Raw genomic sequence first — 24,305 nt, 5'->3', positions numbered from 1 at the left:
CCCGTTACTGCTTGTTCGATTCGGTGGCAGCCGGTTCGGCCTTGTCGGCCGCTTCGGCCGGGGCCTTGTCGGCGGCCGGTGCGGCACCGGCGGCGGCCGGCTTGGCGCTGGCATTGGCGTCCTGGCCCGGGGTCCAGGGCTTTGCCGTGGCCGGCGCCCCTTCCTTGACCTTCTGCACGCCGGCCACGATCACCTTGTCACCGGCGGCCAGGCCGTCGCTGACCAGCCAGTTGCCGCCCTGGGCACCGTCGGTCTTCACGTTCTTGCGCACCACCTTGCCGTCGGCGCCGACCACCATTACGAAGCCGCCCATGGTGTCGCGCTGCAGGGCCTGCTGCGGAACCAGGTAGGCGTTGTTGCGGTCACCCAGGTTGGCCTGGAAGCTGACGAAGGCGCCCGGCAGCAGGATCTGCTGCGGGTTCGGCAGCACCGCACGCAGGGACACCGCACCGGTGGTCGGGTCCACGGTGGTGGACGAGAAGTCCAGGGTGCCCTGTTCGCTGTAGGTGGTGCCGTCGGACAGCTTCACCGCCACGGTGGCCTTGCCATCGCCGGACAGCGCCAGCGCGCCCTTGGCCTGCTGCGCGCGCAGCAGGCTCAGTTCGTCCACGCTCAGCGAGAAGTTCACGTACAGCGGGTCCAGCTGGTCCACGGTGGTCAGCAGGGTCACATCGCCCTGGCCGACCAGCGCGCCTTCGGTCACCTGCTGCTTGTTGGCCACGCCGCTGATCGGCGCGGTCACTTCGGCATAGCCCAGGCTGATGCGCGAGGACGACACGGCCGCTTCGGCCTGCTTCACCGCGGCCAGCGCGGTGCGTTCGGTGGCCTGGGCCGCGTCCAGGTCGGACTTGGACACGTACTGCTGCGGGGCCAGCGAACGGGCGCGGTCGGCGGCGACCTTGGCGTTGGCATAGGTGGCGCGGGCCGAGGCCAGCTGGGCCTCGGAAGCATTCAGTTCGGCGCGCAGCGGGGCCGGATCGATCAGGAACAGGGTCTGGCCCTGCTTGACCTGGCTGCCTTCCTGGTAGACGCGCTTGAGCAGCACGCCGGGCACGCGGGCGCGCACGTCGGCACTGCGGTAGGGCGACAGGCGGCCGACCAGTTCACGCTGCAGCGGCAGAGTCTGCGGCTTGGCATCGATCACGCCCACTTCCGGCGGCGGGGGCGTCTGCTGTTCCGGCTTCTTGCAGGCCGCCAGGGCGACAGCGACGGCGCACGTCAAGGCAAGGGTGCGGAGTGGGGCGGTCATCAGGAGAAACTCCGGTGTTGGTTTGTAGACGGGACCGCTGCCGGTTCCGGCGCGAACGCGCGCAGGAAACCGTCAACGGAGAACTCGGCCCAGCGCCTGCGCGCACGCGCGTCATCGCGATGGGGGGTATGGAAGCGTTGTTTGTCGAAATCCTGACCGGCGATCATGCTCAGCAGCAGTTCGGCCATGTAGTGCGGGTCGTCATGCCGGAGCAGGCCACGCCTGCAAACGGTTTCAATCCATTCAGCAAGATGAAGTGTCAGCGCCCCGGCGCCTTCCCGGTACAGCGTACGCGCCTCTTCGGGGAACTGGGATGCATCGGCGGCAATCAGTCGGCAGGCCTGGCCCACGTGGGGCTGGTTGAAGTGCTCCAGGAAGTCGGTGGCGAACTGCAACAGGCTGGCACGCAGGTCGTCACTGCGGAGTGCACGCAGCAGGATGCCGCTGGCATCGCCCACGTGCCGCTGCACGACCCGGCGCAGCAGGTCCTGCTTGTTGCCGTAGCGCGAATAGAGCGTCTGTTTGGAACAGCCGGCCTGCTGGGCCACCGCGTCCATGCTCATCTGCATGCCCTGGCGGCCCAGCAGTTCGCGCACGGCATCGAACACGCGCTCATCGCGCGCGTCCACGGCAACGGGGAGGGGAGTGGGGTTCACGCGGTGGACTATACCGTCCAGTTCAGGATTGTGGAATCGTGCCGATAGTCCTGCCTGTCACCTGTCGCGTGGTTTTCCGTAACACGCTTTGCCGATCCTGTCGGCAGCGGCGCAACGCCCGTGCGCGCCATACCGGTGCGAACTGAATAGGCGTCTAAACCGCAGCAAACCCGAATCTGGTTATTCCGTCCTGCAGCAAGGCCTTTACGCGGGATAGGTCTACAATTTCATTTTCCCAACTGAGCAAGCGCATCGCTCTGCCATGAAACCGCAAAAAACCGCAGCCAAGACCGTGAAAAACAAGACCAAGCCAGCTGAGTCGGAGGTCGCAGTGACCGCTGGTTTCTCCCTGGAGCCGGTGTACACGGCCTTGCGCAAGCGTTACCCCTCTGCCGCGCAGGCCGAGGCAGTGGCATTCGCCGCGGATTTCTACAAGCGCATGGAGTCGGACGAGTTCCCGCACCACAGCGCTGACGAGTGGGCCGCGCTGGCCGCCGACACGCTGGAATTCGCCCGTGCCCGCAAGGCCGGCAAGGCCAACGTGCGCGTGTTCAACCCGACCACCAAGGCCAACGGCTGGGAATCGCCGCACACGGTGCTGCAGATCGTCAATGACGATATGCCGTTCCTCGTCGATACCGTCACCATGACCTTGGCCGAACAGGGCGTGGGCGTGCACGTGCTGGGCCACCCGGTGCTGCGCTTCACCCGCGACAAGGCCGGCAAGCTGGCCAAGGTGGGCGAGGGCGAAGCCGAATCGGTGATGCTGCTGGAAATCGACCGCCAGCCGGCCGATGCCATGGCCGCCATCGAACAGGCCATCAACAAGGCGCTGGACGAAGTGCGCGCCATCGTGCGCGACTGGCAGCCGATGAAGGACAAGGCCCTGGCCCTGGCCGACGACCTGGGCAGCCGCACGCTGCCGGTGGACGACACCTCGCGCGCCGAAGCACAGGAATTCCTGCGCTGGGCCGCCGACAACCACTTCACCTTCTTCGGCTACCGCGAATACCGCGTGGAGAAGCAGGGCAAGGAAGACGTGCTGGCACCGCTGAACGACACCGGCCTGGGCCTGATGCGCGGCAAGGACAAGTCCGCTGCGCGCCCGGTCAAGACGCTGGCTGCGCAGGGCCTGAACACCACGTCCGGGCTGAAGGACGCGCTGATCCTGACCAAGACCAATGCCCGTTCGCGCGTGCACCGCGCCGGCTACATGGACTACATCGGCGTGCTGGAATTCGACGCCAAGGGCAAGATCATCGGCGAACAGCGCTTCCTGGGCCTGTTCACCTCCAGCGCCTACAACCGCCGCCCGTGGGAAATCCCGCTGGTGCGCCAGCGCCACGAACACGTGATGAAGCAGTCCGGCCTGGCCCCGGCCAGCCACAGCGGCAAGGCCCTGCGCCACATCCTGGAAACCCTGCCGCGCGAAGAGCTGTTCCAGTCCAGCGAGGACGAACTGCTGCGCACCGCCATGGGCGTGCTGGGCCTGCAGGAACGCGTGCGCAGCCGCCTGTTCCTGCGCCGCGACAAGTACAGCCGTTTCATTTCCGCACTGGTCTACCTGCCGCGCGAGCGCTTCAACACCGACGTGCGCCTGCGCATCGAGGCCATGCTGAAGGAAGCGCTGCACGGTGAGTACGTGGACAGCTCGGTGGTGCTGGGCGAATCGCCGCTGGCCCAGGTGCACCTGATCGTGCGCCCCAAGCCGGGCGAAATGCTGGACGTCGATACCGCCGAACTGGAACAGAAGCTGGCCCAGGTGCTGCGCAACTGGCAGGACGACCTGCGTGAAGCGCTGGTGTCGCGCCATGGCGAGACCGAAGGCCTGCGCATCGCCGCCCGCATCGGCAAGGCGCTGCCGGCCGGCTACATCGAAGACAACAGCACCGCCGTTGCCGCCAACGATGTCAGCCAGCTCGACGCGCTGACCGGCCCGGACGACCTGCGCCTGAGTCTGCAGGCCGTGCCGCGTGAAAGCGGCGATGGCCTGCGCCTGAAGCTGTACCGCCAGCTGGACGACATTCCGCTGTCGGACGCGCTGCCGATGATGGAAAACATGGGCCTGCGCGTGATCGCCGAGCGTCCGTACCGCCTGTCGGTGGACAACGCGCCGGTGTACGTGCAGGACTTCGAAGTCGAATCGACCGCCGGCGCCATCGATGCCGCGCGCGTGGATGAAGCCTTCGGCGAGACCTTCGCCCGCGTCTGGCACGGCGATGCCGAGAACGATGGCTTCAACCGCCTGGTGCTGGCCGCCGGCCTGCACTGGCGCCAGGTCGCCATGCTGCGTGGCTACTGCAAGTACCTGCTTCAGACCGGCGTGCCGTTCTCGCAAGCCTATGTGGAAGGCACCTTCGCCCGCTACCCGCTGCTGGCACGCCTGCTGGTGGAGCTGTTCGAAGCCCGCTTCGATCCGGCCACCGGCCATGAAAGCAAGGACGACATCGCCGCTGGCCAGGCCCATCTGAAGGCCCACTTCGACGTGCTGGCCGCCGGTGACGAGGCCACCCTGAAGGTGCTCAAGACCGTGGTCGACGCCCGCAAGGGTGACCGCGATGCGCAGATGCAGGCCGCGCGCGATGCGCTGCTGAAGCTGATGGACCGCGTGTCCAGCCTGGACGAGGACCGCATCCTGCGCTCGTTCATGGGCGTGATCGACGCGACCCTGCGTACCAGCTACTACCAGACCGATGCCAATGGCCAGCACGGCCATGTCATCAGCTTCAAGTTCGATTCGGCGCTGGTGCCGGACCTGCCCAAGCCGCGCCCGTACCGCGAAATCTTCGTGTACGGCCCGCGCGTGGAAGGTACCCACCTGCGCTTCGGTGCCGTGGCCCGTGGCGGCCTGCGCTGGTCGGACCGCCGCGAAGACTTCCGTACCGAAGTGCTGGGCCTGGTGAAGGCGCAGATGGTGAAGAACACCGTGATCGTGCCGGTCGGCGCCAAGGGTGGCTTCTTCGCCAAGATGCCGCCGGTGAACGGTGATCGCGATGCGATCTTCGCCAACGGCGTGGCCTGCTACAAGCTGTTCATCCAGGGCCTGCTGGACATCACCGACAACATCGTCAACAACAAGATCGTGCCGCCGGTGGACGTTGTGCGCCACGACATGGACGACCCGTACCTGGTGGTGGCGGCTGACAAGGGCACCGCGACCTTCAGTGACATCGCCAACGGCCTGGCCATCGCCCACGGCTTCTGGATGGGCGATGCGTTCGCCTCCGGTGGTTCGGTCGGTTACGACCACAAGGGCATGGGCATCACTGCACGCGGTGCGTGGGAATCGGTCAAGCGCCACTTCCGTGCGCTGGGCCGTGACAGCCAGACCCAGGACTTCACCACCGTCGGCGTGGGCGACATGTCCGGCGACGTGTTCGGCAACGGCATGCTCCTGTCGCGCCACATCCGCCTGCTGGCCGCGTTCGATCACCGCCACATCTTCCTGGACCCGAACCCGGATGCGGCCACCTCGTTCGTCGAGCGTGAGCGCATGTTTACCGTGCCGCGTTCCAGCTGGGCCGACTACGATGCCAAGCTGATCAGCAAGGGCGGCGGCATCTATCCGCGCAGCCTGAAGTCGATCGAGATCACCCCGCAGGTGCGTGAAGCACTGGGCCTGGACGAGAACGTCAAGGCGCTGTCGCCGAACGATCTGATGAGCGCGATCCTGAAGGCACCGGTGGACCTGCTGTGGAACGGCGGCATCGGTACCTACGTGAAGGCTGCCAGCGAACAGCACAGCGATGTCGGCGACCGCGCCAACAACGCGCTGCGCGTGAACGGTGGCGAGCTGCGCTGCAAGGTGGTGGGCGAGGGCGGCAACCTGGGCATGACCCAGCTGGGCCGCATCGAAGCCGCCCAGGCCGGCGTGCTGCTCAACACCGACTTCATCGACAACTCGGCCGGTGTGGATACCTCCGACCACGAAGTCAACATCAAGATCCTGCTCAACGATGTGGTGCGGGCCAAGAAGCTGACCGTTGAACAGCGCAACAAGCTGCTGGCGTCGATGACCGACGAAGTGGCCGACCTGGTGCTGAACGACAACTACCGCCAGAACCAGGCGCTGAGCCTGATGGAGCGGATGGCCGTCAAGCGCCTGGGTTCCAAGCAGCACTTCATCCGCACGCTGGAACAGCAGGGCCTGCTGGATCGCCAGATCGAGTTCCTGCCGTCCGATGCCGAGCTGTCCCAGCGCAAGGCGCGTGGCCAGGGCCTGACCCGTCCGGAACTGTCGGTGCTGCTGTCCTATTCCAAGCTGGTGGCGTTCGCCCAGCTGCTGGATTCGGACATTCCCGAAGACCCGTACCTGTCCAAGGAACTGCAGCGCTACTTCCCGACCCCGCTGCAGAAGAAGTACGCCGACGCGATGGAGCGTCACCGCCTGAAGCGCGAAATCATCGCCACGGCCGTGACCAACCAGACCATCAACCGCATGGGCGCCACCTTCCTGATGCGCATGCAGGAAGACACCGGCCGTTCCATTGCCGAGGTTGCCAAGGCCTACACCATCAGCCGCGAAACGCTGGATGCCCGCGCGCTGTGGGCGCAGATCGACGCGCTGGACGGCAAGCTGCCCGAATCGGTGCAGATCGACGCACTGGAAGTGATCTGGAAGCTGCAGCGTTCGTTCGTGCGTTGGCTGCTGTCGCGTCCGGGCCCGATGCCGGGCATCACCGAGGCGGTGAACCGCTACCAGGGTCCGTTCAACGACATCCGCGTCGCTTCGGGCGTGCTGCCTGATTCGCAGCGTCCGACCTACGAAGCCCTGGTGGCTGAGTGGAAGGAGAAGGGCCTGCCGTCGGCACTGGCACAGCAGCTGGCGGAACTGCACTTCCTGGAGCCGGCGTTCGACATCATCGAACTGGCCCGTACCCGCAAGCTGAAGCCGGTGGACGTGTCCAAGATCCACTTCCGCCTGGGCGATGCCCTGCAGCTGCCGTGGCTGTTCGAGCAGATCGACGCGCTGGAGGTCAACGGCCGTTGGCATGCCGTGGCCCGTGGCGTGCTGCGCGACGAGCTGGCCCACCACCACCGCAACCTGGCAGGCCAGGTGCTGGCGACCAAGGGCGGCAGTGCCGAGGCCAAGGTGTCGGCGTGGATCGGCCGCGACGACAACAGCCTGCGCTTCACCCTGTCGATGCTGGCCGAACTGGCCGAGCAGAAGACCCTGGACTACCCGACCGTTTCGGTCGCGGTGCAGCGCCTGGGCCAGCTGGCAGCACATGGTGCGTAAGCGCATTCGCGCTGACGCCCCACGGTTTGCTCTGCAAACCGTGGGCCCCATGCCAACCATGCTCCCAGACCCCCGCGCCGTTGGCGCGCCCCCCTGACTCAGGGGGGCTCCTGATCTGCAGCAGTTGGAGGAACGGCCCCGCGAAAGCGGGGCCGTTCTGTTTCTGCGTGCATTCGCCGGGCATGGCCCGGCGCTACCGACGCACGGGCCATGCCCGGCGAGCGCAGCGGCGCTCGGTTATGCTCTTGAACAGCCTTCCCCCGGATCCACCCATGAGCGACACCCCCCGCATCGCGTTCCTGGCCAGCACCACCGAACCTGCGCAGATGGCCCGCGCGGCCATGGTGTCGCGCTACGGCGACCACGCGCCCGACCAGGCCGATGTGTTGTGCCCGCTGGGCGGCGACGGTTTCATGCTGCAGACCCTGCACCGCCATGGCCACCTGGGCAAACCGGTGTTCGGCATGAAGCTGGGTACGGTCGGCTTCCTGATGAACCAGTACCGCGGCGACGATGACGTGCAGGCCCGCATCGCCCGCGCCGAGCCGGCCAACCTGCGCCCGCTGGAAATGATCGCGCTGACCGAATCGGGCACCAGTACCGGCTCGCTGGCCTACAACGATGTGTCGCTGCTGCGGCAGACCCGCCAGGCCGCGCATATCGGCATCGATCTGAACGGCCAGGAGCGCGTGGCCGAGCTGATCGGCGATGGCGTGCTGGTGGCCACCCCGGCCGGCAGCACTGCCTACAACTATTCCGCGCACGGCCCGGTACTGCCGCTGGGCTCCCACACCATCGCCCTGACGCCGCTGGCCCCGTACCGGCCACGCCGCTGGCGCGGCGCCATCCTCAAGGCCGACACCGAAGTGCGCTTCCGTGTGCTGGACCCGTACAAGCGCCCGGTGAGCGTGACCGCTGATTCGCACGAGACCCGTGACGTGGTGGAAGTGACCATCCGCGAATCCAAGGACCGCCGGGTGACCCTGCTGTTCGACCCCGAACACAACCTGGAAGACCGCATCCTGAGCGAACAGTTCGTTTTTTAAGGGACAATACGCCGCCGGCCCCCGCCGTCCGCTGCAAGGAACCCCCGCCATGGGCGACAACACCCCCCGTTTGCTGACCGTCGCGGTAACCTCGCGCGCGCTGTTTGATCTGGAAGAGAGCCACGCGCTGTTCGAGAGCGATGGCGTGGCGGCCTATGCCGAATACCAGCGCCAGCACGAGGATGACATCCTGGGGCCGGGTGTCGCGTTCCCGGTGGTGCGCAAGCTGTTGGCACTGAACCAGGGCGCCAGCCCGGAAAACCCGCGGGTGGAAGTGATCCTGCTGTCGCGTAACTCGGCCGACACCGGCCTGCGCATCTTCAATTCCATCCAGCATTACGGGCTGGGCATCATCCGCGCCACCTTCACCGCCGGCGAGCCGACCTGGCCGTACGTGAAGCCGTTCGGCACCGATCTGTTCCTGTCGGCCAACCCCGAATCGGTGCGCAGTGCGCTGCGCCATGGCATTGCCGCCGCCACCATCCTGCCCAAGCCGCCCGGCGAAACCGCCGCGGCCGCCGAGGACCAGGTGGTGCACAGCGAGCGTAACGCCGGCCAGCTGCGCATCGCCTTCGATGGCGACGCGGTGATCTTCGGCGATGAAAGCGAGCGCATTTCGCGCGAGCAGGGCGTGGAAGCGTTTGGCCGCCACGAGCGCGAGCGGGCGCGCGAGCCGCTCAGCGGCGGCCCGTTCCGCGGCTTCCTGTCGGCGCTGCACACGCTGCAGGAAGTATTCCCGGCCGGTGAGAGTGCGCCGATCCGCACCGCGCTGGTCACCGCGCGTTCGGCGCCGGCGCATGAGCGGGTGATCCGCACCTTGCGCGAATGGGGCGTGCGACTGGATGAAGCCCTGTTCCTGGGCGGACGGCACAAGGGCCCGTTCCTGCAGGCCTTCGGCGCGGACATCTTCTTCGACGATTCCCAGCACAACATCGACAGCGCCCGCGAACACGTGGCCGCCGGCCACGTGCCGCACGGCGTCGCCAACGAGGGGTGACGCCATGATGGGTGGGTGCCAACCGTTGGTTGGCACGTCATCGCCCCGGTAGGTGCCAACCTTGGTTGGCACGGTTGTGCGTCAATGCCCACCAAGGTGGGCATCTACCAAAGTGGGGCTACGGGCTGCCCGACATCCCCAGCTGCAGGTCCACCACCTTCCAGCGCAGGCCCTGCGGTTCCAGCACCACCTTCAACGGTGGCTGGCCCGGCCCGCGGTCCACGTCCACCACGAACCGGTCCAGTGCCTCGAAATGGTGTTTGGCGTGTTTCAGCGGCTGCGCCGGTTCGGTCGGGCCGAAGGCATCACCGCCCTGCAGTTCGTTGCGGCCACGCTTCCACAGCACGTGGCCCTGCAGCAAGGCACCGATGCCCGTAGGCGTAATCATCGTGTCCACCGCCGCGCCGCCCAACTGGTCGCCCAGGCCATACAGCAGCGCGCCGAAGGGGCTGCTGGCCACTTCCGGCCCGGCCTGGCGCACCAGGTAATCATTGAGCTGCGCGCGCAGGCTGCTGCGCACGCTCGGGAAATCCACGTAGCGCTCCAGCCGCGCGGTGTCGCGCTGCTCGATGGCCTTGGACAGGCCGTGGACGGTCAGGTAGGGGCCGCCGAACCACCACGCACACACGGCCGCAACCGCCAGGATCAGGACGCCGATGAGCTTCTTCATGCCGCCCAGACTGCCGCAAACGCCGGCTGCGCAGGTGAAGACTCAGTGACTGGGTGAGCCGCGGCCATCACCGAAGGCGGCCACCAGCCGCTGCCGCTCGGCGGCGCTGAGCGCGTCCACGCGGCTAGCCAGCACCTCATCCAGGCTGCGCAGGCGGGTAGTGCCGAGGATGCCGCTGGCCACGCCCAGGTGTTGCAGCACGTAGGCGAAGGCGGTCTGCGCCGGGCGTTGGCTGTGGATGCTCGCTACCGCGCGGCGCATCACGCCCGCACTGCGCATCAACTGGCGGCTGCTCGGTTTCAGCCATGCGCGGGCCAGGTACCAGGCATCGGCCAGCCGGGGCAGGCGCGGGCGTGCTGGCAGCAGGTGCCCCTGTGCCAGCACCGTGCCGGCCAGCACGCCGATTCCGGCCGCGTGCAGCCGATCGATCAGCGGCGCACGGTCCTGCTGCAACGCGTTGAAATCCAGCAGCACCACGTCGAAGGCCTGCGGGTGGTCAATCATCCATTCCAGCGTGGCGGCCGAATGGGTGTTGATGCCGGTGTGCCGGATCAGCCCGCGTTCGCGCAGGCGGGCCAGCGAGTGCAGCAGATCGTCGTTGATGTCGTGCTGGCTGGCGCCGTGCAGCTGGTACACGTCCAGGTAGTCCAGGCCCAGGTTGCGCAGCGAGGCCTCGCAACTGGCGGTGATCGCCGCCGGCGAGAAATCACGCTGCTCGGCACCGCTGATGCCGGCCTGCCCGGTCAGCGTGCCGCCCTTGCTGGAAATCACCAGCGACTCGCGCGGGAAGCGTGCCAGCAGCGGGCGCAGGATGCGGCCCAGGCGCGGTTCGGCGTGGAAGCCGGAGTAGTTGTGGCCGGTGTCGAGCAAGTTCACGCCCTGCGCCAGCGCGTGTTCGACCACTGCTGCAGCGGCGTCCTCGGCGAAGCGCGGATGGCCCCAGAAGCCCGAACAGCCCAGCCCGACCGGTGAGACGGCCAGCCCGGTGCGGCCCAGCATGCGGCGCTGCTGGGGCAGGGGCAGGGCGTTGCCCATCAGAACTCCAGGTCCAGTGCCGCGCACAGGTAGTCCACGAACGGCGCCAGGGTGGCCAGGTCCTTGCCCAGGGTCGACAGCAGGCGCGGACCGGTCATGGTGTCATCGTCCAGCGAACGCCACATGACCCAGTTGCGGTGCTTCAGATCGTCGATGAACTCGAAGTCGGCCGGGAAGCCGCGCGGCGGCCGCACCAGCTTCTCGCTCTGCTCGAAGTCGAAGCGCTTGCGCAGGGGCGCGCCGTGCGCGGCCGCCTTCCAGCTGCCCGGGTTGTCCAGGATGAAGTGGCGCACGCGCCGCTGGGTCTCCGGTTCCGGGTGCCACAGGCCGGCGCCGACGAAGCTTTCGCCGGGCTGCAGGTGGATGTAGAACGAGGGCGCGGCCACTTCACGGCGGCGCTCGTGGAACAGGCGCGCACCCTGCCAGATCTTGTACGGCGACTTGTCGTTGGAGAAGCGTGCGTCACGGTGGATGCGGAACAGCGATCCACCGACGCCGCGGGTGTCGGCGCGGAAGTGCTCGCTGACCTCGCCCAGCGCGGGCTGCAGGTCGCCCAGCAGGCGCAGGAACGGCTGCCGCACGTGGTCTTCGTACTGCTGGCGATGGTCGTTGAACCAGGCCTTTTCGTTATGCCGCGCCAGGCTGCGCAGGAACTTGAAACTGGCCTCGGAAAAATACGTACTCACAGCTGCTCCTGCAGGTGGTGGCCCCAGTCGCGCAGCGACTGCAGCAGCTCAGCGCGGCGCACGTCGTCGGGCGCTTCGGCGGCCAGCGCGTCGATCTGCTGCTGGTACTGGGGCAGGTTCAGTTCGCCCAGGCCCTGTTCGCCCAGCAGGCGTTGGCGGCGGTACGCCTGCCATCGTTCCTGTTCGGCCGGCGACAGGGTGCCGGGATGGTTGCGGGCGCGGTAGCGGAACAGCAGTTCGGGCAATCGCGGGTCGCGGAAGCGCTCTTCCAGCGCGGCCAGTTGCTGCGGCGCGCTTGTGCGGGCCAGGGCCAGCAACGGCTTGTCGCCGGCGCCGAGGAAACCGTCGTACAACGAGGCGTCCACATCGGTCAGCATGGGGGGGCGCGGCTGGTTGAACACCTGGCGGGCCTTCTCGGCCAGCTGCGGCGCCACCTCGCGCAGGCGCGCGGCCTTGGCTTCGATAGCGGCCACGTCCAGCCCCAGCCGTGCATGGTCATCCGCACGCAGGTGGTTCCAGGCCACCAGCGCCGGCACCTTGTTCAGATGCACTTCCTTCAGCGGCACGCGGGCCACGCCCTCGGGCAGTTCGCTGGCGCGCAGGTACAGGCGCTGGGCGATCACCTCGGCCGGCAGCGCCAGCAGGTCGTCCACTTCGCCGTCCAGATCGAACACGATGGCGCGGTTGCCGATGGTCGGGTGCATGGCCAGCGGCAGCACTGGCGCCGCGCACAGGCGGCTGGCCGGGTAGCGCATGGAAATGTGCAGTACTGGTTGCATCGCGGCCACGTCCAGCAGGCTGCCGACGAAGCGCTTGTCGCGCAGCTTCAGGGCGTAGTCCCACAGGCGCGGCTGCGACTGCTTGAACAGGCGGGCCATGCCCAGCGTGGCGCGCACATCGGAAAGCGCTTCATGCGCATCGCCTTCGCGCACGCCATTGGCCTCGGCCAGGTGTTCCAACTTGAACGAGGTCGCGCCGTCTTCGCGCTGCGGCCACTGGATGCCGTCCGGGCGCAGCGCGCGCATCAGCCGCAGCATGTCCAGCAGGTCCCAGCGCGAATTGCCGTTGCGCCACTCGCGCTCGTAGGGATCGTGGAAGTTGCGGAACAGGCCGTAGCGGATGAATTCGTCGTCGAAACGCAGGGTGTTGTAGCCCAGCGCACAGGTGCCGGGCCGTGACATCTGTTCGTTGATTCGGTCGAACGCCTCGGCCTCGCTCACGCCCTCGGCCATGGCCTGCTGCGGGGTGATGCCGGTCACCAGGGTGGCCATGGGCGAGGGCAGCAGATCATCGGCCGGGCGCACGAAGAAGCTGACCGGCGTGTCGATCACGTTCAGATCGGCGTCGGTGCGCATGGCCGCGAACTGCGCGATGCGGGTGCGGCGCGGATCCTGGCCGAAGGTTTCCAGGTCATAGAACAGGAAGCTGTCAGCCATCAGTGCGCGCCCTCCAGCACCGGCAGCTGCGCGTGGATCTGCGCTTCCAGTGCGGCCCAGTCGATGTTGTCCAGCGTGGTGTGGCCGGCAGTGGCCGCCACCAGCATGTCGCGCTGCAGTTCGGTGCGGCGCAACGCTTCGGCATACGGCGTGTGCAGGAAGGTGACCATGGTGTAGTGCGGCACGAAGCGGGTCGGCCAGCGCCGCTGCAGTTCCTGTTCCAGCTCGCGCTGCAGCAGGAAGGCCGGGTCGGCCACGCGGTCACGCATTTCCAGGTAGTTTTCCAGCGCCATCTGCTGGATCGCCTGCGCATTGGGCTTGCGCTCGGCCTCGAAGGCGGCGAAGGCGCCCTGCAGATCGTCGGCGTCCATCAGGTGCCGGGCCAGCGCCACGCAATCTTCGAACGCGCAGTTCATGCCCTGGCCGTGGAACGGCACCATCGCATGCGCGGCATCGCCGATCAGCACGGCGCGGCCGTCCTGGTGCCAGCGCTCCAGGGTCAGCGTGCCCAGCAGGCCCGGCGGGTGCTGTTCCCAGTCCGCGCGCAGGTCCGGGATCAGCGGCAGCGCATCGGCGAATTCGGCGGCGAACAGCGCCTCGGCCTGCGCACCGGTGTTGACCGTGGCGAAGCTCGGGTTGCCCTGGTTGGGCAGGAACAGGGTGACGGTGAAGGTGCCTTCGTGATTGGGCAGGGCGATGCACATGTAGTGGCCGCGCGGCCAGATGTGCAGCGCATTGCGCTCGATGCGGAAGCTGCCATCGGCGGCCGGCGGGATTTCCAGTTCCTTGTAGGAATGGTCGAGGAAGGCGATGTCCTCGCCCAGCGGCGCGCGCCGGTTCATTGCCGCACGCAGTGCCGAACCGGCACCGTCGGCGCCGATCAGGCTGTCGAAGCGGATGTCATGCGGGCTGTCGTCGCGGTCATCGATGAAGCGCGCGTAGCCGGCGTCGAAATCCACGGTGTGCAGGCGGCGGTGGAAATGCACGGTGGCACCGGCTTCTTCGGCCAGCTGCAGCAGCGTGGTGTTCAGTTCACTGCGATGGATCGACCAGATCACTTCGCTGTCGTCGCGGCCATAGCGTTGCAGCTGCGGCTGGCCGTCGCGTGGGTGAACCATGCGCCCGCGCATCATCACCGCGCGAACCATCACTTCCTCTTCCACGCCGGCCTGGCGCAGCGCATTGCGGCCGCGCTCGGCCAGGGCCAGGTTGATCGAACGGCCGCTTTCATAATCGGCCACGCGCGGGTCGCCGCGGCGTTCGTACAGGGTGATGCGCCAGCCCTGCCGCGACAGCAGGATGGCCAGCAGGGAACCGGCCAGGCCGGCGCCGATGATGCTCAGGGAGCGGGAAGCGTGTGCGATCAACGAACTGTCCAGCAATAGGAGAGGGCGCGGCTTACAGGCCGGCCCAGGCTTCAACTTCCTCGACGAAATGGTGCACGTCCAGGTAGCGGTTGTAGAGCGGGGTGGGCGAAATGCGGATGACGTCCGGCTCGCGCCAGTCGCCGAGCACGCCGACGCCACGCAGGTATTCGAACAGCGCGCGGCCACGTTCGCGGCCGCCGATCACCCGCAGCGACAGCTGGCAGCCGCGGCGTTCCGGTTCGGACGGAGTGACCACGTCCAGCACCTGCGGCAGGCGCGCGCGCACCAGTGCATCGAGCAGGCCGGTCAGCGCCAGCGATTTGCTGCGCAGCGCCTCCATGCCGGCGCGTTCGAACAGGTCCAGCGAGGCGCGCAGCGGGGCCAGGCCCAGGATCGGCGGATTGCTCAACTGCCAGCCTTCGGCGCCCACGGCGGGGGTGAACTGTGGCGACATCTGGAAGCGCGTGGCTTCTTCATGGCCCCACCAGCCGGCAAAACGCGGCAGGGTGGTATCGCGGTGATGGCGCTCGTGCACGAAGGCACCGGCCACGGCACCCGGGCCGCTGTTGAGGTACTTGTAGTGGCACCATACGGCAAAGTCCGGCGCCACATCGTGCAGGTGCAGCGGCACGTTGCCGACCGAATGGGCCAGGTCGAAGCCGATGCGGGCGCCCTGCAGGCGCGTGGCGCGGGTGATGGCGTCCAGGTCGAACACCTGCCCGCTGCGGTACTGCACGCCCGGCCACAGCACCAGCGCCAGGCGCGGGCCGTGTTCGGCGATGGCGCGCTCGATGGCGGCCAGCGAAATCGTGCCGTTGGCTTCATCCGGCTGCACTTCCACCAGGCAGTCGGCCGGGTCGAAACCGTGGAAACGGATTTGTGCTTCCACCGCGTGGCGGTCGGTCGGGAAGGCGCCGGCTTCCATCAGGATGACCGGACGCTGCGCGGTGGGCCGGTAGAAGCTGACCATCATCAGGTGCAGGTTCACGCTCAGCGTGTTCATCGCCACCACTTCGCTGGGCAGGGCGCCGACCACGCGGGCCAGCTGCGCGCTCACCAGGCGGTGGTAGGACAGCCACTGGGTGGGGCCGGTGAAATGACCTTCCACGGCCAGTTCGCCCCACTGCTTCATCACTTCCTGCACCGCCGCCTGTGCGCCGCGCGGCTGCAGGCCCAGCGAGTTGCCGACGAAGTAGGTCTGCTCACCGCCGCCATGGCGCGGAATCAGGAATTCGTTGCGCAGCGGGCGCAGCGGATCGGCAGCGTCCAGGGCAATGGCGTGGGTGCGGCTGAGCAGATCGGACATGGGCGGGCAACAGGCTGCAACGGGATTGCCAGTGTAGCGCCTGGCGCCTGCCCGGGGCGTCGCGGCCACGCTTCGGGCGTCGCGATCTGCTGGTAGTGGCCAACCTTGGTTGGCGCTCGCAGATCCATGCGCCCACCAAGGTGGGCGCCTACCGGTGCGGGCGCCGCGTTTTCTGGTAGTGGCCAACCTTGGTTGGCGCCGGTAGATCCATGCGCCCACCAAGGTGGGCGCCTACCGGTGCGGGCGTCGCGTCTGCTGGTAGTGGCCAACCTTGGTTGGCGCCGGTAGCTCCATGCGCCCACCAAGGTGGGCGCCTACCGGTGTGGGCGCTGCGCTTTCTGGTAGTGGCCAACCTTGGTTGGCGCTGGTAGCTCCATGCGCCCACCAAGGTGGGCGCCTACCGGTGTGGGCGCTGCGCTTTCTGGTAGTGGCCAACCTTGGTTGGCGCTGGTAGCTCCATGCGCCCACCAAGGTGGACGCCTACCGGTGTGGGCCTCAGCCCGCCGCGGGCGCCGGCAACGGGTCCACGTGCCCGCATTCACTGCAGGTGCGCAGTTCCAGGCTCGCCTGGTAGCGCGCGAACACCTTGGGCAGGTCGGTTTCGATGTTCTGCAGGGTGAAGTACTCTTCGTACAGCTTGTGGTTGCACTGCTCGCAATGCCAGATCACGCCATCGCGCTCGTGCGCCAGGCGCTTGCGCTCGACCACCAGGCCGACGCCGCCGGGCGGGCGCCGCGGCGAATGCGGCACCTTGCCCGGCAACAGGAAGATCTCGCCGGCGCGGATCGGGATATCGCGCACGGCACCGTCTTCCTGCACCTTCAGCACCATCTCGCCTTCCAGCTGGTAGAACCACTCCGGACCTTCGTCGTAGTGGTAGTCGGTGCGCGAGTTCGGGCCGCCCACCACCATCACGATGAAGTCGCCGTTCTCGATCATCTTGTTGCCCACCGGCGGCTTCAGCAGGTGCCGGTGTTCTTCGATCCAGGCCAGCAGGTTGATCGGCGAGGCGAGCATGGCAGTCTCCGGTCGGTCAGTCGCGCTTGCCGTGGCGGGGCACGAAGGCCAGGGCCTTTTCGTATGCCGGCTTCAGCTCGTCCTGGGCGCCGACGTCGATACCCATCTCGCTCACCCGGCCGTCCTTCAGGCTGTACACCCAGCCGTGCACCATCAGCTTCTGGCCACGCGCCCAGGCGTCTTCCACGATGGTGGAGCGGCACAGGTTGGCGACCTGTTCGATCACGTTCAGTTCGCACAGGCGTGCGTGCTTGAGCTCGTCATCGTCGATCGCATCGAGGATGGCTGCGTGCTTCTGCGCCACATCGCCCACGTGGCGCAGCCAGTTGTCGGCCAGGCCCACGCGGGTGTTGTGCAGGCAAGCGTGCACGCCGCCGCAGCCGTAATGGCCCACGATCAGGATGTGCTTCACCTTCAGCTGGTCCACCGCGTACTGCACCACGCTCAGGCAGTTCAGGTCGCTGTGGGCCACCACGTTGGCCACGTTGCGGTGCACGAACACCTCGCCCGGGGCCATGCCGATGATCTGGTTGGCCGGCACGCGCGAATCGGAACAGCCGATCCACAGGTATTCCGGATGCTGCTGCTTGGCCAGCTGGTGGAAGAACTCAGGGTCTTCCTTTTCGATGCGGTCGGCCCATTCGCGGTTGTTCTGCAGCAGCTTGTGGATGTCTTTCATGTTCGGGTGTCCCTGACGTCAGGTGGGCGCACGAGGCGGCCCTTCCGGCCGCGTCGTGGTGGGGAAACGGGCACTCAGCCGCCGGCGGCGGCCTCGTCGCGGTGCCAGCGCATCCACTGCGCCAGCTCGGTCGATGCGGGGGTGTGCAGCTCATCCAGCGCAGCGATCACCGCCAGCTGGTTGGCTTCGGGGTGGTTCTGGCTCAGCTTCAGCTTCACCTGCACGTGTTCAACCTGGAAACGGAAGCCGACGATGGCGCGCAGTTCCGGGCCGTGTTCGGGGCGGTCAGCCTCGAACTGCCACTGCTGGCCGACACTGGCTTCGTAATGGTCGCTGATGGCGCCGACCAGGTCGGCCAGTGCGGCCGGGTCGTCGAACCGCTGCAGCTGCCCGCGCAGTTCGGCGGCCGCGTAGTTCCAGGTGGGAACGCGTGCGGCGGGTTCCTTGTCGGGGTACCAGCTGGCCGACACGTACCCGTGCGGGCCATCCACCAGCACCTTGGCCGGGCCGTCGCGGCGCGACTGCGGGTTGGCCCGGGCCCAGTGCCCGCGCAGTTCGATCCGGGTGCCCTGGCGCTGGTACAGCACCGGCATCCGGGTCAGTTCAGGCAGGCCGTCCTCACCGGTGGTCAGCACGGTGACAAACGCATCGCGGGCCAGCAGGCGGTCCAGCCAGCGCAGGTCGGTTTCGGCGAAGGCGCGCGGGGTGAACATCGGCCTGGGCTCAGGCGCGCCCGCCCAGCGACTGCACCATGCGGCCGCGCAGGCCTTCATCGCTGCCGGCCTGCGGCGGCTGTACTTCATGCAGGCTGAAGCCGCGGACCAACGCGTCTTCTTCGTCCAGACCGTCGTACTCGACGAATTCGGCATCGAACAGCTGCGAACGGGCAGTATCTTCGCTGTCGTAGCTCAGCGTGTTGCCATCGCTGTCCAGCACTTCGGCGGTGCCGGCCGGGCGCACGCGCAGGCGGGCCCAGATCAGGGTGTTGCCAAGGCTGGCCAGCCACCAGCTGTCGCGGGCGTCGTTGTTGTCGTTCATGTGCGTATTACCAGAGCGAGGCCAGCCAGAGCAGGGCAGCCATGCCCAGTCCGGCCAGCAGGGTCAGCAGCGATACCCAGGCCGGCGTCGCCAGCCCGGACAGCGAGCGGTCCGGCTGCTGGCGATAGTCGCGGCGCAGCAACCAAGCCAGGGCGTCGGGCTTGAGGAAGGCGCCACTGCCAAAGCGCGCGGCGAGCGCCGGATGGCGGTCGCGCACGTGTACCAGGGTCAGCGGCCAGAAGATCACGAAGGCACTGAACCCGGCCACTGCAACGCCGACGAAACAGAGGGCGAAGAACAGGGTCATGGGGGCAGTACCTCCGTGCTCGTGTGGGGCTTAGAAGTCCGCGCTGCCCGGGGCGCGCGGGTAGGGAATGGCATCGCGGATGTTGGACAGGCCGCAGACGTAGACCACCAGGCGCTCGAAGCCCAGGCCGAAGCCGGCGTGCGGCACCGAGCCGTAGCGGCGGAAATCGCGGTACCAGCTGTAATGCTCGCGATCCAGGCCGAACTGCGCCATGCGCGCGTCCAGCACGTCCAGGCGCTCTTCGCGCTGGCTGCCGCCGATGATCTCGCCGATGCCCGGGGCCAGCACGTCCATCGCGGCAACGGTCTTGCCGTCGTCGTTCAGGCGCATGTAGAAGGCCTTGATGTGCTCGGGGTAGTTGGTCACCACCACCGGGCGGCCGACGTGTTCTTCGGTCAGCCAGCGCTCGTGCTCGGTCTGCAGGTCCAGGCCCCATTCGACCGGGAAGTCGAACTTCTTGCCGGACTTCTGCAGCAGGCTGACCGCATCGGTGTAATCGATGCGCTCGAACGGCGCGTTGATGAAGTCTTCCAGCTTGGTGATCGCGTTCTTGTCCACGCGCTCGGCGATGAAGGCCAGGTCGTCGCCACGCTCGTTCAGCACGGCACGGAACAGGTACTTCAGGAATTCCTCGGCCAGGCGCGCGTCTTCGGCCAGGTCGGCGAAGGCGATTTCCGGCTCGATCATCCAGAACTCCGCCAGGTGGCGGGTGGTGTGGCTGTTTTCGGCGCGGAAAGTCGGGCCGAAGGTGTACACCTTGCTCAGCGCCAGGCAGTAGGCCTCGACGTTCAGCTGGCCGGACACGGTCAGGAAGGTTTCCTTGCCGAAGAAGTCGCGGCTGAAGTCGATCGCGCCCTTCTCGTCGCGCGGCAGGTTCACCATGTCCAGGGTGGACACGCGGAACATCTGGCCGGCGCCTTCGGCGTCGGAGGTGGTGATGATCGGGGTGCTGATCCAGTTGAAGCCGTTCTCGTGGAAGAAGCGGTGCACGGCCTGGGCCAGGCAGTTGCGGATGCGGGTGACCGCGCCGAACAGGTTGGTGCGCGGGCGCAGGTGCGCCACTTCACGCAGGAACTCCGGCGACATCGGCTTGGGCTGGATCGGGTAGGTCAGCGGGTCTTCGACCCAGCCGACCACTTCCAGCGCACTGGCCTGGATCTCGAACGACTGGCCCTTGCCCTGCGACTTCACCAGGGTGCCGGTGGCGATGACCGAGCAGCCGCTGGTCAGGCGCTTGATCTCGTCGAAGTTGCCCAGGGTGTCGTTGGCCACGACCTGGATCGGGGCGAAGCAGGAGCCGTCGCTCACATTCACGAAAGCCAGATTCGCTGAACCGCGCACCGTGCGCACCCAACCGCGTACCGTGACTTCGCCGCCTTCCGGGATCTTCCCGGCAAGCGCATGTTCAACGCTGACCACCGTCATGACTTGAATCCTCTGCTGATCGACTCGATCTGTGAACACGGGAGTTTACCGGTTGCAGCGTTCTGCTTGCGAGGCATTTTTCGCGCCGCTGGGCTCCTTATAATGTCCCCGTACCCCTGGAGTGAGCCTCATGGCCGTCAGCCTGACCCCCATCGCCTTCGAGCGCGTGCAGCGCTTCGTAGCCCAGACCCCCGGCGCCCTGGGCCTGCGCTTCGGCGTGACCAAGACCGGTTGCTCCGGCTGGGGCCATGTGACCGACCTGGCCCGAGACGAGCGCGAGGGTGACACCGTGTTCGACCAAGACGGGGTGAAGATCTACGTCGATGCCAAGAGCCTGGCCCTGGTGGACGGCACCGTGATCGACTTCGGCAAGCACGGCCTGAGCGAAACGTTCACGTTCAGCAACCCGAACGCTACCGCCGAGTGCGGTTGCGGTGAAAGCTTCACCACCGACGCCGACAAGGCCTGACGCGCGGTCCCGGCGCCCGCCGGGGATGGCCCGGCGCTACCCCGCCCGCTATGGCCCGGCGCAACCCCGCCGGCGAAAGGCCCGGCCAACCCGCCTGGCAGGTGCCAACCGCACCCCGCCTGGTAGGTGCCGACCTTGGTCGGCACGAAAGGACCCACGGATGGAACGCCCGGTTTTCACCTACCACCCCAACGCCTACGCGACCGCCTTCGAAACGGTCGATGGGGTCTGTGACGGCTGCGGCCAGTCGCGCGCGCTGCGCTATCGCGGGCCGTTCTACACCGCCCGGAAGCCCGACTACCTGTGCCCGTGGTGCATTGCCGATGGCAGTGCGTCGGCACGTTTCGAGGGCGAATTCACCGGCTGGAGTGACATCGAGGGGGTGTCGCCGGACCCGGCCGACCCGCCGCCGACCATCCCGCGTGAGATGCTGCTGGAGATCTGCGAGCGCACCCCGGGCTACCCGTCCTGGCAACAGTCGGTGTGGCTGAGCCATTGTGAACGGCCCTGCGCGTTCCTCGGATTCGCCAGCGGCGAAGACCTGCTGCCGATCCTGGACCAGGTCCGGCCGGACGTGGCGGCGGTCAATCCGCGCGACGCCGACGGGGTATTGGAGTGCCTGACCCGTGATGGCGAGATGGTCGGTTGCCTGTTCCAGTGCCTGCAGTGCGGCCAGCACCGCCTTCACGTCGATCTGGGCTGACACCGTCACCGTTCAGGCTTGGTAGGTGCCGACCTTGGTCGGCACGAGATCCAGGCCCGGCGGGTGCCGACCTTGGTCGGCACGACGGCACGACGGCACGACGGCACGGCGGGCCGGGTTGCCCGCCACCCCCATCTGCGCCATAATGCGCGGCTTCCTGCCCTCTGGGCGGGAACCCTTGCCCCACCGCGGTATCCACGGCGGGGGGCTGTCCGGCCGCAAGGCCACATCCGAAAGGTAGAAAAAACATGAGTCGTCATTACGAAATCGTGTTCATGGTCCACCCGGACCAGAGCGAGCAGGTCCCGGCCATGATCGAGCGCTACAAGTCGCTGGTCGAGAACGGCAACGGCACCATCCACCGTCTGGAAGACTGGGGCCGCCGCCAGCTGGCGTACCCGATCCAGAACCTGGTGAAGGCGCACTACGTGCTGCTGAACATCGAAGCCGACCAGGCCGTGCTGAACGAGCTGACCGAAAGCTTCCGCTTCAACGACGCCGTGCTGCGCAACCTGGTCATCAAGCGTGACGAGGCTGACACCGAGCAGTCGCTGATCATGAAGAGCAAGGACGAGAAGGGTGACAAGCCGGAGCGCGGTGAGCGCCGTCGTCGTGACGACGAAGAAGGCGAGTCCACCACCACCGCTGACAACGAAGCCGGCGACGACGCCGCTTCCGCCGCCTAAGGAGCCTTCCCATGTCCAAGTTCTTCCGTCGCCGCAAGTTCTGCAAGTTCACGGCTGAAGGTGTGAAGGAGATCGACTACAAGGATCTCAACACCCTGCGCCAGTACCTGACCGAGAACGGCAAGATCGTGCCGAGCCGCGTCACCGGTACCAAGTCGAAGTACCAGCGTCAGCTGGCGACCGCCGTCAAGCGCGCTCGCTTCCTGGCCCTGATTCCGTACACCGACAACCACGACGTCTGATGCCCGGCGGGGCGGCCCCGTGCCGCCCCGCTGTGCCAGCTATTCGGACAGCCACAGTTGCGGGGCGCTGCCTCGCTAACGAATAACTTATCTGGAGCACTACCATGCAGCTGATCCTCCTGCAGAAGGTCACCAACCTCGGCAACCTGGGTGACCTGGTCACCGTCAAGCCGGGCTACGGCCGTAACTTCCTCGTGCCGCAGGGCAAGGCCGTGCCGGCCACCGAGAGCAACAAGGCCGAGTTCGAAGCCAAGCGCGCCGAATACGAAGCCAAGGCACAGTCCATCCACGCCGACGCTGAAGCCCGCAAGGCCAAGCTGGAAGGCGCGAGCGTGACCATCGCCGCCAACGCTTCGACCGAAGGCAAGCTGTACGGCTCGGTCGGCGCCCGCGAAATCGCCGATGCCTTCACCGCTGCCGGCCTGGAGCTGAGCAAGAGCGAAGTCATCCTGGGCGAAGGCGCCTTCCGCAACATCGGTGAATACGACGTCCTGGTGCACCTGCACGCCGACGTGGAAACCACCGTCAAGGTTGTGGTCGAAGCCGAAAAGGCCTGATTCCGGGCCAAAAGGCCGGGTATCACCGCAGAACGGGCGCCCGCATGGGTGCCCGTTTTGTTTCGGGCGATAGTCGGGTATGTAGAGTCGAGCCATGCTCGACTGGTTGTTCAGGTGGTCTGGATGACGAATCGACCGCAGTCCATTGAAGGTGCGGGAATGTTGCGTTCAAGCAGCAGGTATCCCATTCCGCCGACAAGAATTCCTCGATGCGTTGGCGCTGCCCGGTTCAAGCGGGAACTGTTGATCTGGAGGATGAATTCCCGTCCTTCACTGCAATCATCCTGGAGCCAGGTAGGAATTCCGCCGATTTTGGCGATTCCATTTTGGGCGTCATCTGGGATGGAAGCTGCGCCAGTGTTGATCAGACACGGGTCAAATGGGAGTGCTGCGCTGCGTGCACCGAGCGCGTGAGGTACATAGGCGATGACACGTCCGCCAGCCTGTATAGCGGTCTCGATATAGGCATCATCACGAACGTCATAGGGTGTGAAAATCGAAACGCAGAGATTCGCTTTGATAGCGATCTTCGGAGCGTGCGCTTGAACGAACGGCGCAGGCAGGCTCGCAAGATGAAGCATTGGCTTTCCCTTGGCGTCGCAAGGCCAAGGAGTATCGGGAGACAGGTATGGGGCGCCTCCCAAGAAAGCGCAGCCCGGAGCTTGGCCATAATTTTCGAATACAAGTTCTCTGTACATGGATGAGTCCGATGGCGTTGAGGGCCGAGCCAGCGATGACCTGTTCTTGTCCGGTCTGATAAGTCATGGCCGGCCGATGTCGGGCAACTGACTTGGCCCGTCCCTCAAGTCGTCTGGATGACGAATCGACCGCAGTTTTTCGAAGGTGAGGGAATGTTGCGATCAAGCAACAGATAGCCCATCCCCCCGACCAGGATTCCTCGATGCGTCGGAGCTGCCTTATCAAGATCGAATTCGTCGAATTGAAGGGCGAACACTTGGCCCTCCGATTCGTCATCCTGCAGCCAGTAAGGCCGCCCACCAATCTTCGAACCTCCGTGAGGTGCTTCGCCCTCAGCCACCGCCGTCCCGGCGCAAATGTGGAGTGGTCCAATCGGAGCGCAGGGAGAAGGCGTCGGTTCACGCCCGGGCCAGTGAGCAATTACACGGCCGCCGTGGTTCATGGCTTCTTCGAATCTCTGCTCGCCCGAGGTGAGGTATGGCGTGAAGACCGAAATGATCAGCCCGGGCGCTAGGTCGAGTCCGGGGACGTGGTTTCGAATGAATGTGGTCGGAAAGCTAGCCAGGTGAAGCAACGGGTGTCTATGGATGCTGGTTGGCCAAGGGGCGCGGGCATCCAGCCAAGCGGTTCCTCCGAGCACGGGAACAGTCGCCGCGTCGTAGGTGGGGGTAAATGAAAGCGGTCGGTACATCCGTCCATCCTGCACAGCTTCTGTTGTGCAGGGCTGCGACTCGGTTCAGTAACCAATAAATATCAATAACTTGCACTTTGCTCGTTGCCTGGGTAGTCCCGCGCG

The 24,305-nt window shown here is 66.6% G+C and carries 24 protein-coding genes; 8 read left to right on the top strand and 16 right to left on the bottom strand.

Translation table 11 applies throughout. The annotated features are described in order from the left end of the window. Positions 1-4 precede the first annotated feature (4 nt). Positions 5-1,249 (bottom strand): efflux RND transporter periplasmic adaptor subunit, encoded by a 1,245-nt coding sequence (locus C1933_RS12545; protein ID WP_108753542.1) that lies wholly within the window; start codon positions 1,247-1,249, stop codon positions 5-7. Next, positions 1,249-1,905: a TetR/AcrR family transcriptional regulator gene (locus C1933_RS12540; protein ID WP_108753541.1), complete on the bottom strand. Its 657-nt coding sequence runs from the start codon at positions 1,903-1,905 to the stop codon at positions 1,249-1,251. The genes C1933_RS12545 and C1933_RS12540 overlap by 1 nt, the downstream gene beginning before the upstream one ends. Positions 1,906-2,167: 262 nt before the next feature. Between C1933_RS12540 and C1933_RS12535 the strand changes: the two genes are divergently transcribed. The 3 genes from C1933_RS12535 (at position 2,168) to C1933_RS12525 (ending at position 9,187) form a co-directional block, all read left to right on the top strand. Beyond that, entirely contained in the window at positions 2,168-7,144 is a 4,977-nt protein-coding gene (locus C1933_RS12535; RefSeq protein ID WP_108753540.1) for an NAD-glutamate dehydrogenase domain-containing protein, read from the top strand. Positions 7,145-7,416: 272 nt separating this feature from the next. Continuing rightward, the gene (locus C1933_RS12530; protein ID WP_108750021.1) at positions 7,417-8,190 is read left to right on the top strand and encodes an NAD kinase; all 774 of its coding nucleotides are present in this window, start codon (positions 7,417-7,419) and stop codon (positions 8,188-8,190) included. Between the two features lie 49 nt (positions 8,191-8,239). After that, on the top strand, positions 8,240-9,187 hold the full coding sequence (locus C1933_RS12525; protein WP_108750020.1) for a 5'-nucleotidase: 948 nt from the start codon (positions 8,240-8,242) through the stop codon (positions 9,185-9,187). 118 nt (positions 9,188-9,305) lie between these two features. On the opposite strand, the gene C1933_RS12520 is transcribed toward C1933_RS12525, so the two are convergent. From C1933_RS12520 to asnS, 12 genes are all read right to left on the bottom strand, one after another. Further along, on the bottom strand, positions 9,306-9,857 hold the full coding sequence (locus C1933_RS12520) for a DUF2939 domain-containing protein (protein WP_108753539.1): 552 nt from the start codon (positions 9,855-9,857) through the stop codon (positions 9,306-9,308). Positions 9,858-9,899: 42 nt separating this feature from the next. Continuing rightward, on the bottom strand, positions 9,900-10,892 hold the full coding sequence (locus C1933_RS12515; RefSeq protein ID WP_108753538.1) for an aldo/keto reductase: 993 nt from the start codon (positions 10,890-10,892) through the stop codon (positions 9,900-9,902). Further along, positions 10,892-11,578 (bottom strand): DUF2461 domain-containing protein, encoded by a 687-nt coding sequence (locus C1933_RS12510; RefSeq protein ID WP_108753537.1) that lies wholly within the window; start codon positions 11,576-11,578, stop codon positions 10,892-10,894. The genes C1933_RS12515 and C1933_RS12510 overlap by 1 nt, the downstream gene beginning before the upstream one ends. After that, entirely contained in the window at positions 11,575-13,014 is a 1,440-nt protein-coding gene (gene sbcB / locus C1933_RS12505) for an exodeoxyribonuclease I (protein WP_108753536.1), read from the bottom strand. Before sbcB ends, C1933_RS12510 begins: the two co-directional genes overlap by 4 nt. Continuing rightward, positions 13,014-14,381: an NAD(P)/FAD-dependent oxidoreductase gene (locus tag C1933_RS12500; protein ID WP_108754833.1), complete on the bottom strand. Its 1,368-nt coding sequence runs from the start codon at positions 14,379-14,381 to the stop codon at positions 13,014-13,016. The genes sbcB and C1933_RS12500 overlap by 1 nt, the downstream gene beginning before the upstream one ends. A 31-nt stretch (positions 14,382-14,412) precedes the next feature. Further along, positions 14,413-15,687 (bottom strand): kynureninase, encoded by a 1,275-nt coding sequence (kynU, locus tag C1933_RS12495; protein ID WP_108753535.1) that lies wholly within the window; start codon positions 15,685-15,687, stop codon positions 14,413-14,415. Positions 15,688-16,182: 495 nt separating this feature from the next. Beyond that, positions 16,183-16,704: a 3-hydroxyanthranilate 3,4-dioxygenase gene (locus C1933_RS12490; RefSeq protein ID WP_108753534.1), complete on the bottom strand. Its 522-nt coding sequence runs from the start codon at positions 16,702-16,704 to the stop codon at positions 16,183-16,185. 16 nt (positions 16,705-16,720) lie between these two features. After that, positions 16,721-17,383 (bottom strand): carbonate dehydratase, encoded by a 663-nt coding sequence (gene can / locus C1933_RS12485; protein WP_108750013.1) that lies wholly within the window; start codon positions 17,381-17,383, stop codon positions 16,721-16,723. Between the two features lie 74 nt (positions 17,384-17,457). Continuing rightward, positions 17,458-18,096, bottom strand: a complete 639-nt coding sequence (locus C1933_RS12480) for an FMN-binding negative transcriptional regulator (RefSeq protein ID WP_108753533.1) — start codon at positions 18,094-18,096, stop codon at positions 17,458-17,460. 10 nt (positions 18,097-18,106) lie between these two features. Then, positions 18,107-18,421 carry a hypothetical protein gene (locus C1933_RS12475; RefSeq protein ID WP_108750011.1) on the bottom strand — a complete coding sequence of 105 codons (315 nt, stop codon included), beginning with the start codon at positions 18,419-18,421 and terminating at the stop codon, positions 18,107-18,109. A gap of 7 nt (positions 18,422-18,428) precedes the next feature. Then, complete coding sequence (locus tag C1933_RS12470) at positions 18,429-18,728, bottom strand: hypothetical protein (RefSeq protein WP_005410232.1); 300 nt, start codon at positions 18,726-18,728, stop codon at positions 18,429-18,431. 30 nt (positions 18,729-18,758) lie between these two features. After that, positions 18,759-20,153, bottom strand: a complete 1,395-nt coding sequence (asnS, locus tag C1933_RS12465; RefSeq protein ID WP_108750010.1) for an asparagine--tRNA ligase — start codon at positions 20,151-20,153, stop codon at positions 18,759-18,761. 130 nt (positions 20,154-20,283) lie between these two features. Between asnS and C1933_RS12460 the strand changes: the two genes are divergently transcribed. The 5 genes from C1933_RS12460 (at position 20,284) to rplI (ending at position 22,810) form a co-directional block, all read left to right on the top strand. Further along, positions 20,284-20,622, top strand: coding sequence for an iron-sulfur cluster assembly accessory protein (locus C1933_RS12460; protein WP_006452998.1), 339 nt, complete (start codon positions 20,284-20,286; stop codon positions 20,620-20,622). A 160-nt stretch (positions 20,623-20,782) separates the two neighbouring features. Further along, on the top strand, positions 20,783-21,325 hold the full coding sequence (locus C1933_RS12455) for a CbrC family protein (RefSeq protein WP_108753532.1): 543 nt from the start codon (positions 20,783-20,785) through the stop codon (positions 21,323-21,325). 248 nt (positions 21,326-21,573) lie between these two features. Then, positions 21,574-22,011: a 30S ribosomal protein S6 gene (gene rpsF, locus C1933_RS12450; protein ID WP_049445625.1), complete on the top strand. Its 438-nt coding sequence runs from the start codon at positions 21,574-21,576 to the stop codon at positions 22,009-22,011. Between the two features lie 11 nt (positions 22,012-22,022). Next, positions 22,023-22,253 carry a 30S ribosomal protein S18 gene (gene rpsR, locus C1933_RS12445; protein ID WP_002804494.1) on the top strand — a complete coding sequence of 77 codons (231 nt, stop codon included), beginning with the start codon at positions 22,023-22,025 and terminating at the stop codon, positions 22,251-22,253. A 104-nt stretch (positions 22,254-22,357) separates the two neighbouring features. Continuing rightward, entirely contained in the window at positions 22,358-22,810 is a 453-nt protein-coding gene (rplI, locus tag C1933_RS12440; RefSeq protein ID WP_108753531.1) for a 50S ribosomal protein L9, read from the top strand. Positions 22,811-22,920: 110 nt separating this feature from the next. Here rplI and C1933_RS12435 read toward each other — a convergent pair whose 3' ends face one another. Together C1933_RS12435 and C1933_RS20140 are read right to left on the bottom strand one after the other, a co-directional pair. Further along, the gene (locus C1933_RS12435; protein WP_325051502.1) at positions 22,921-23,391 is read right to left on the bottom strand and encodes a DUF1963 domain-containing protein; all 471 of its coding nucleotides are present in this window, start codon (positions 23,389-23,391) and stop codon (positions 22,921-22,923) included. A gap of 221 nt (positions 23,392-23,612) precedes the next feature. Next, a complete protein-coding gene (locus C1933_RS20140; protein WP_159093999.1) occupies positions 23,613-24,200 on the bottom strand; it encodes a DUF1963 domain-containing protein in 588 nt (195 codons plus the stop codon). Positions 24,201-24,305 lie beyond the last annotated feature (105 nt).

This window comes from Stenotrophomonas sp. ZAC14D2_NAIMI4_6 (assembly GCF_003086875.1).
Classification (GTDB): domain Bacteria; phylum Pseudomonadota; class Gammaproteobacteria; order Xanthomonadales; family Xanthomonadaceae; genus Stenotrophomonas.
The sequence above is the reverse complement of the archived record's forward strand: the minus strand, read 5'-3'. Positions and strand labels throughout refer to the sequence as shown.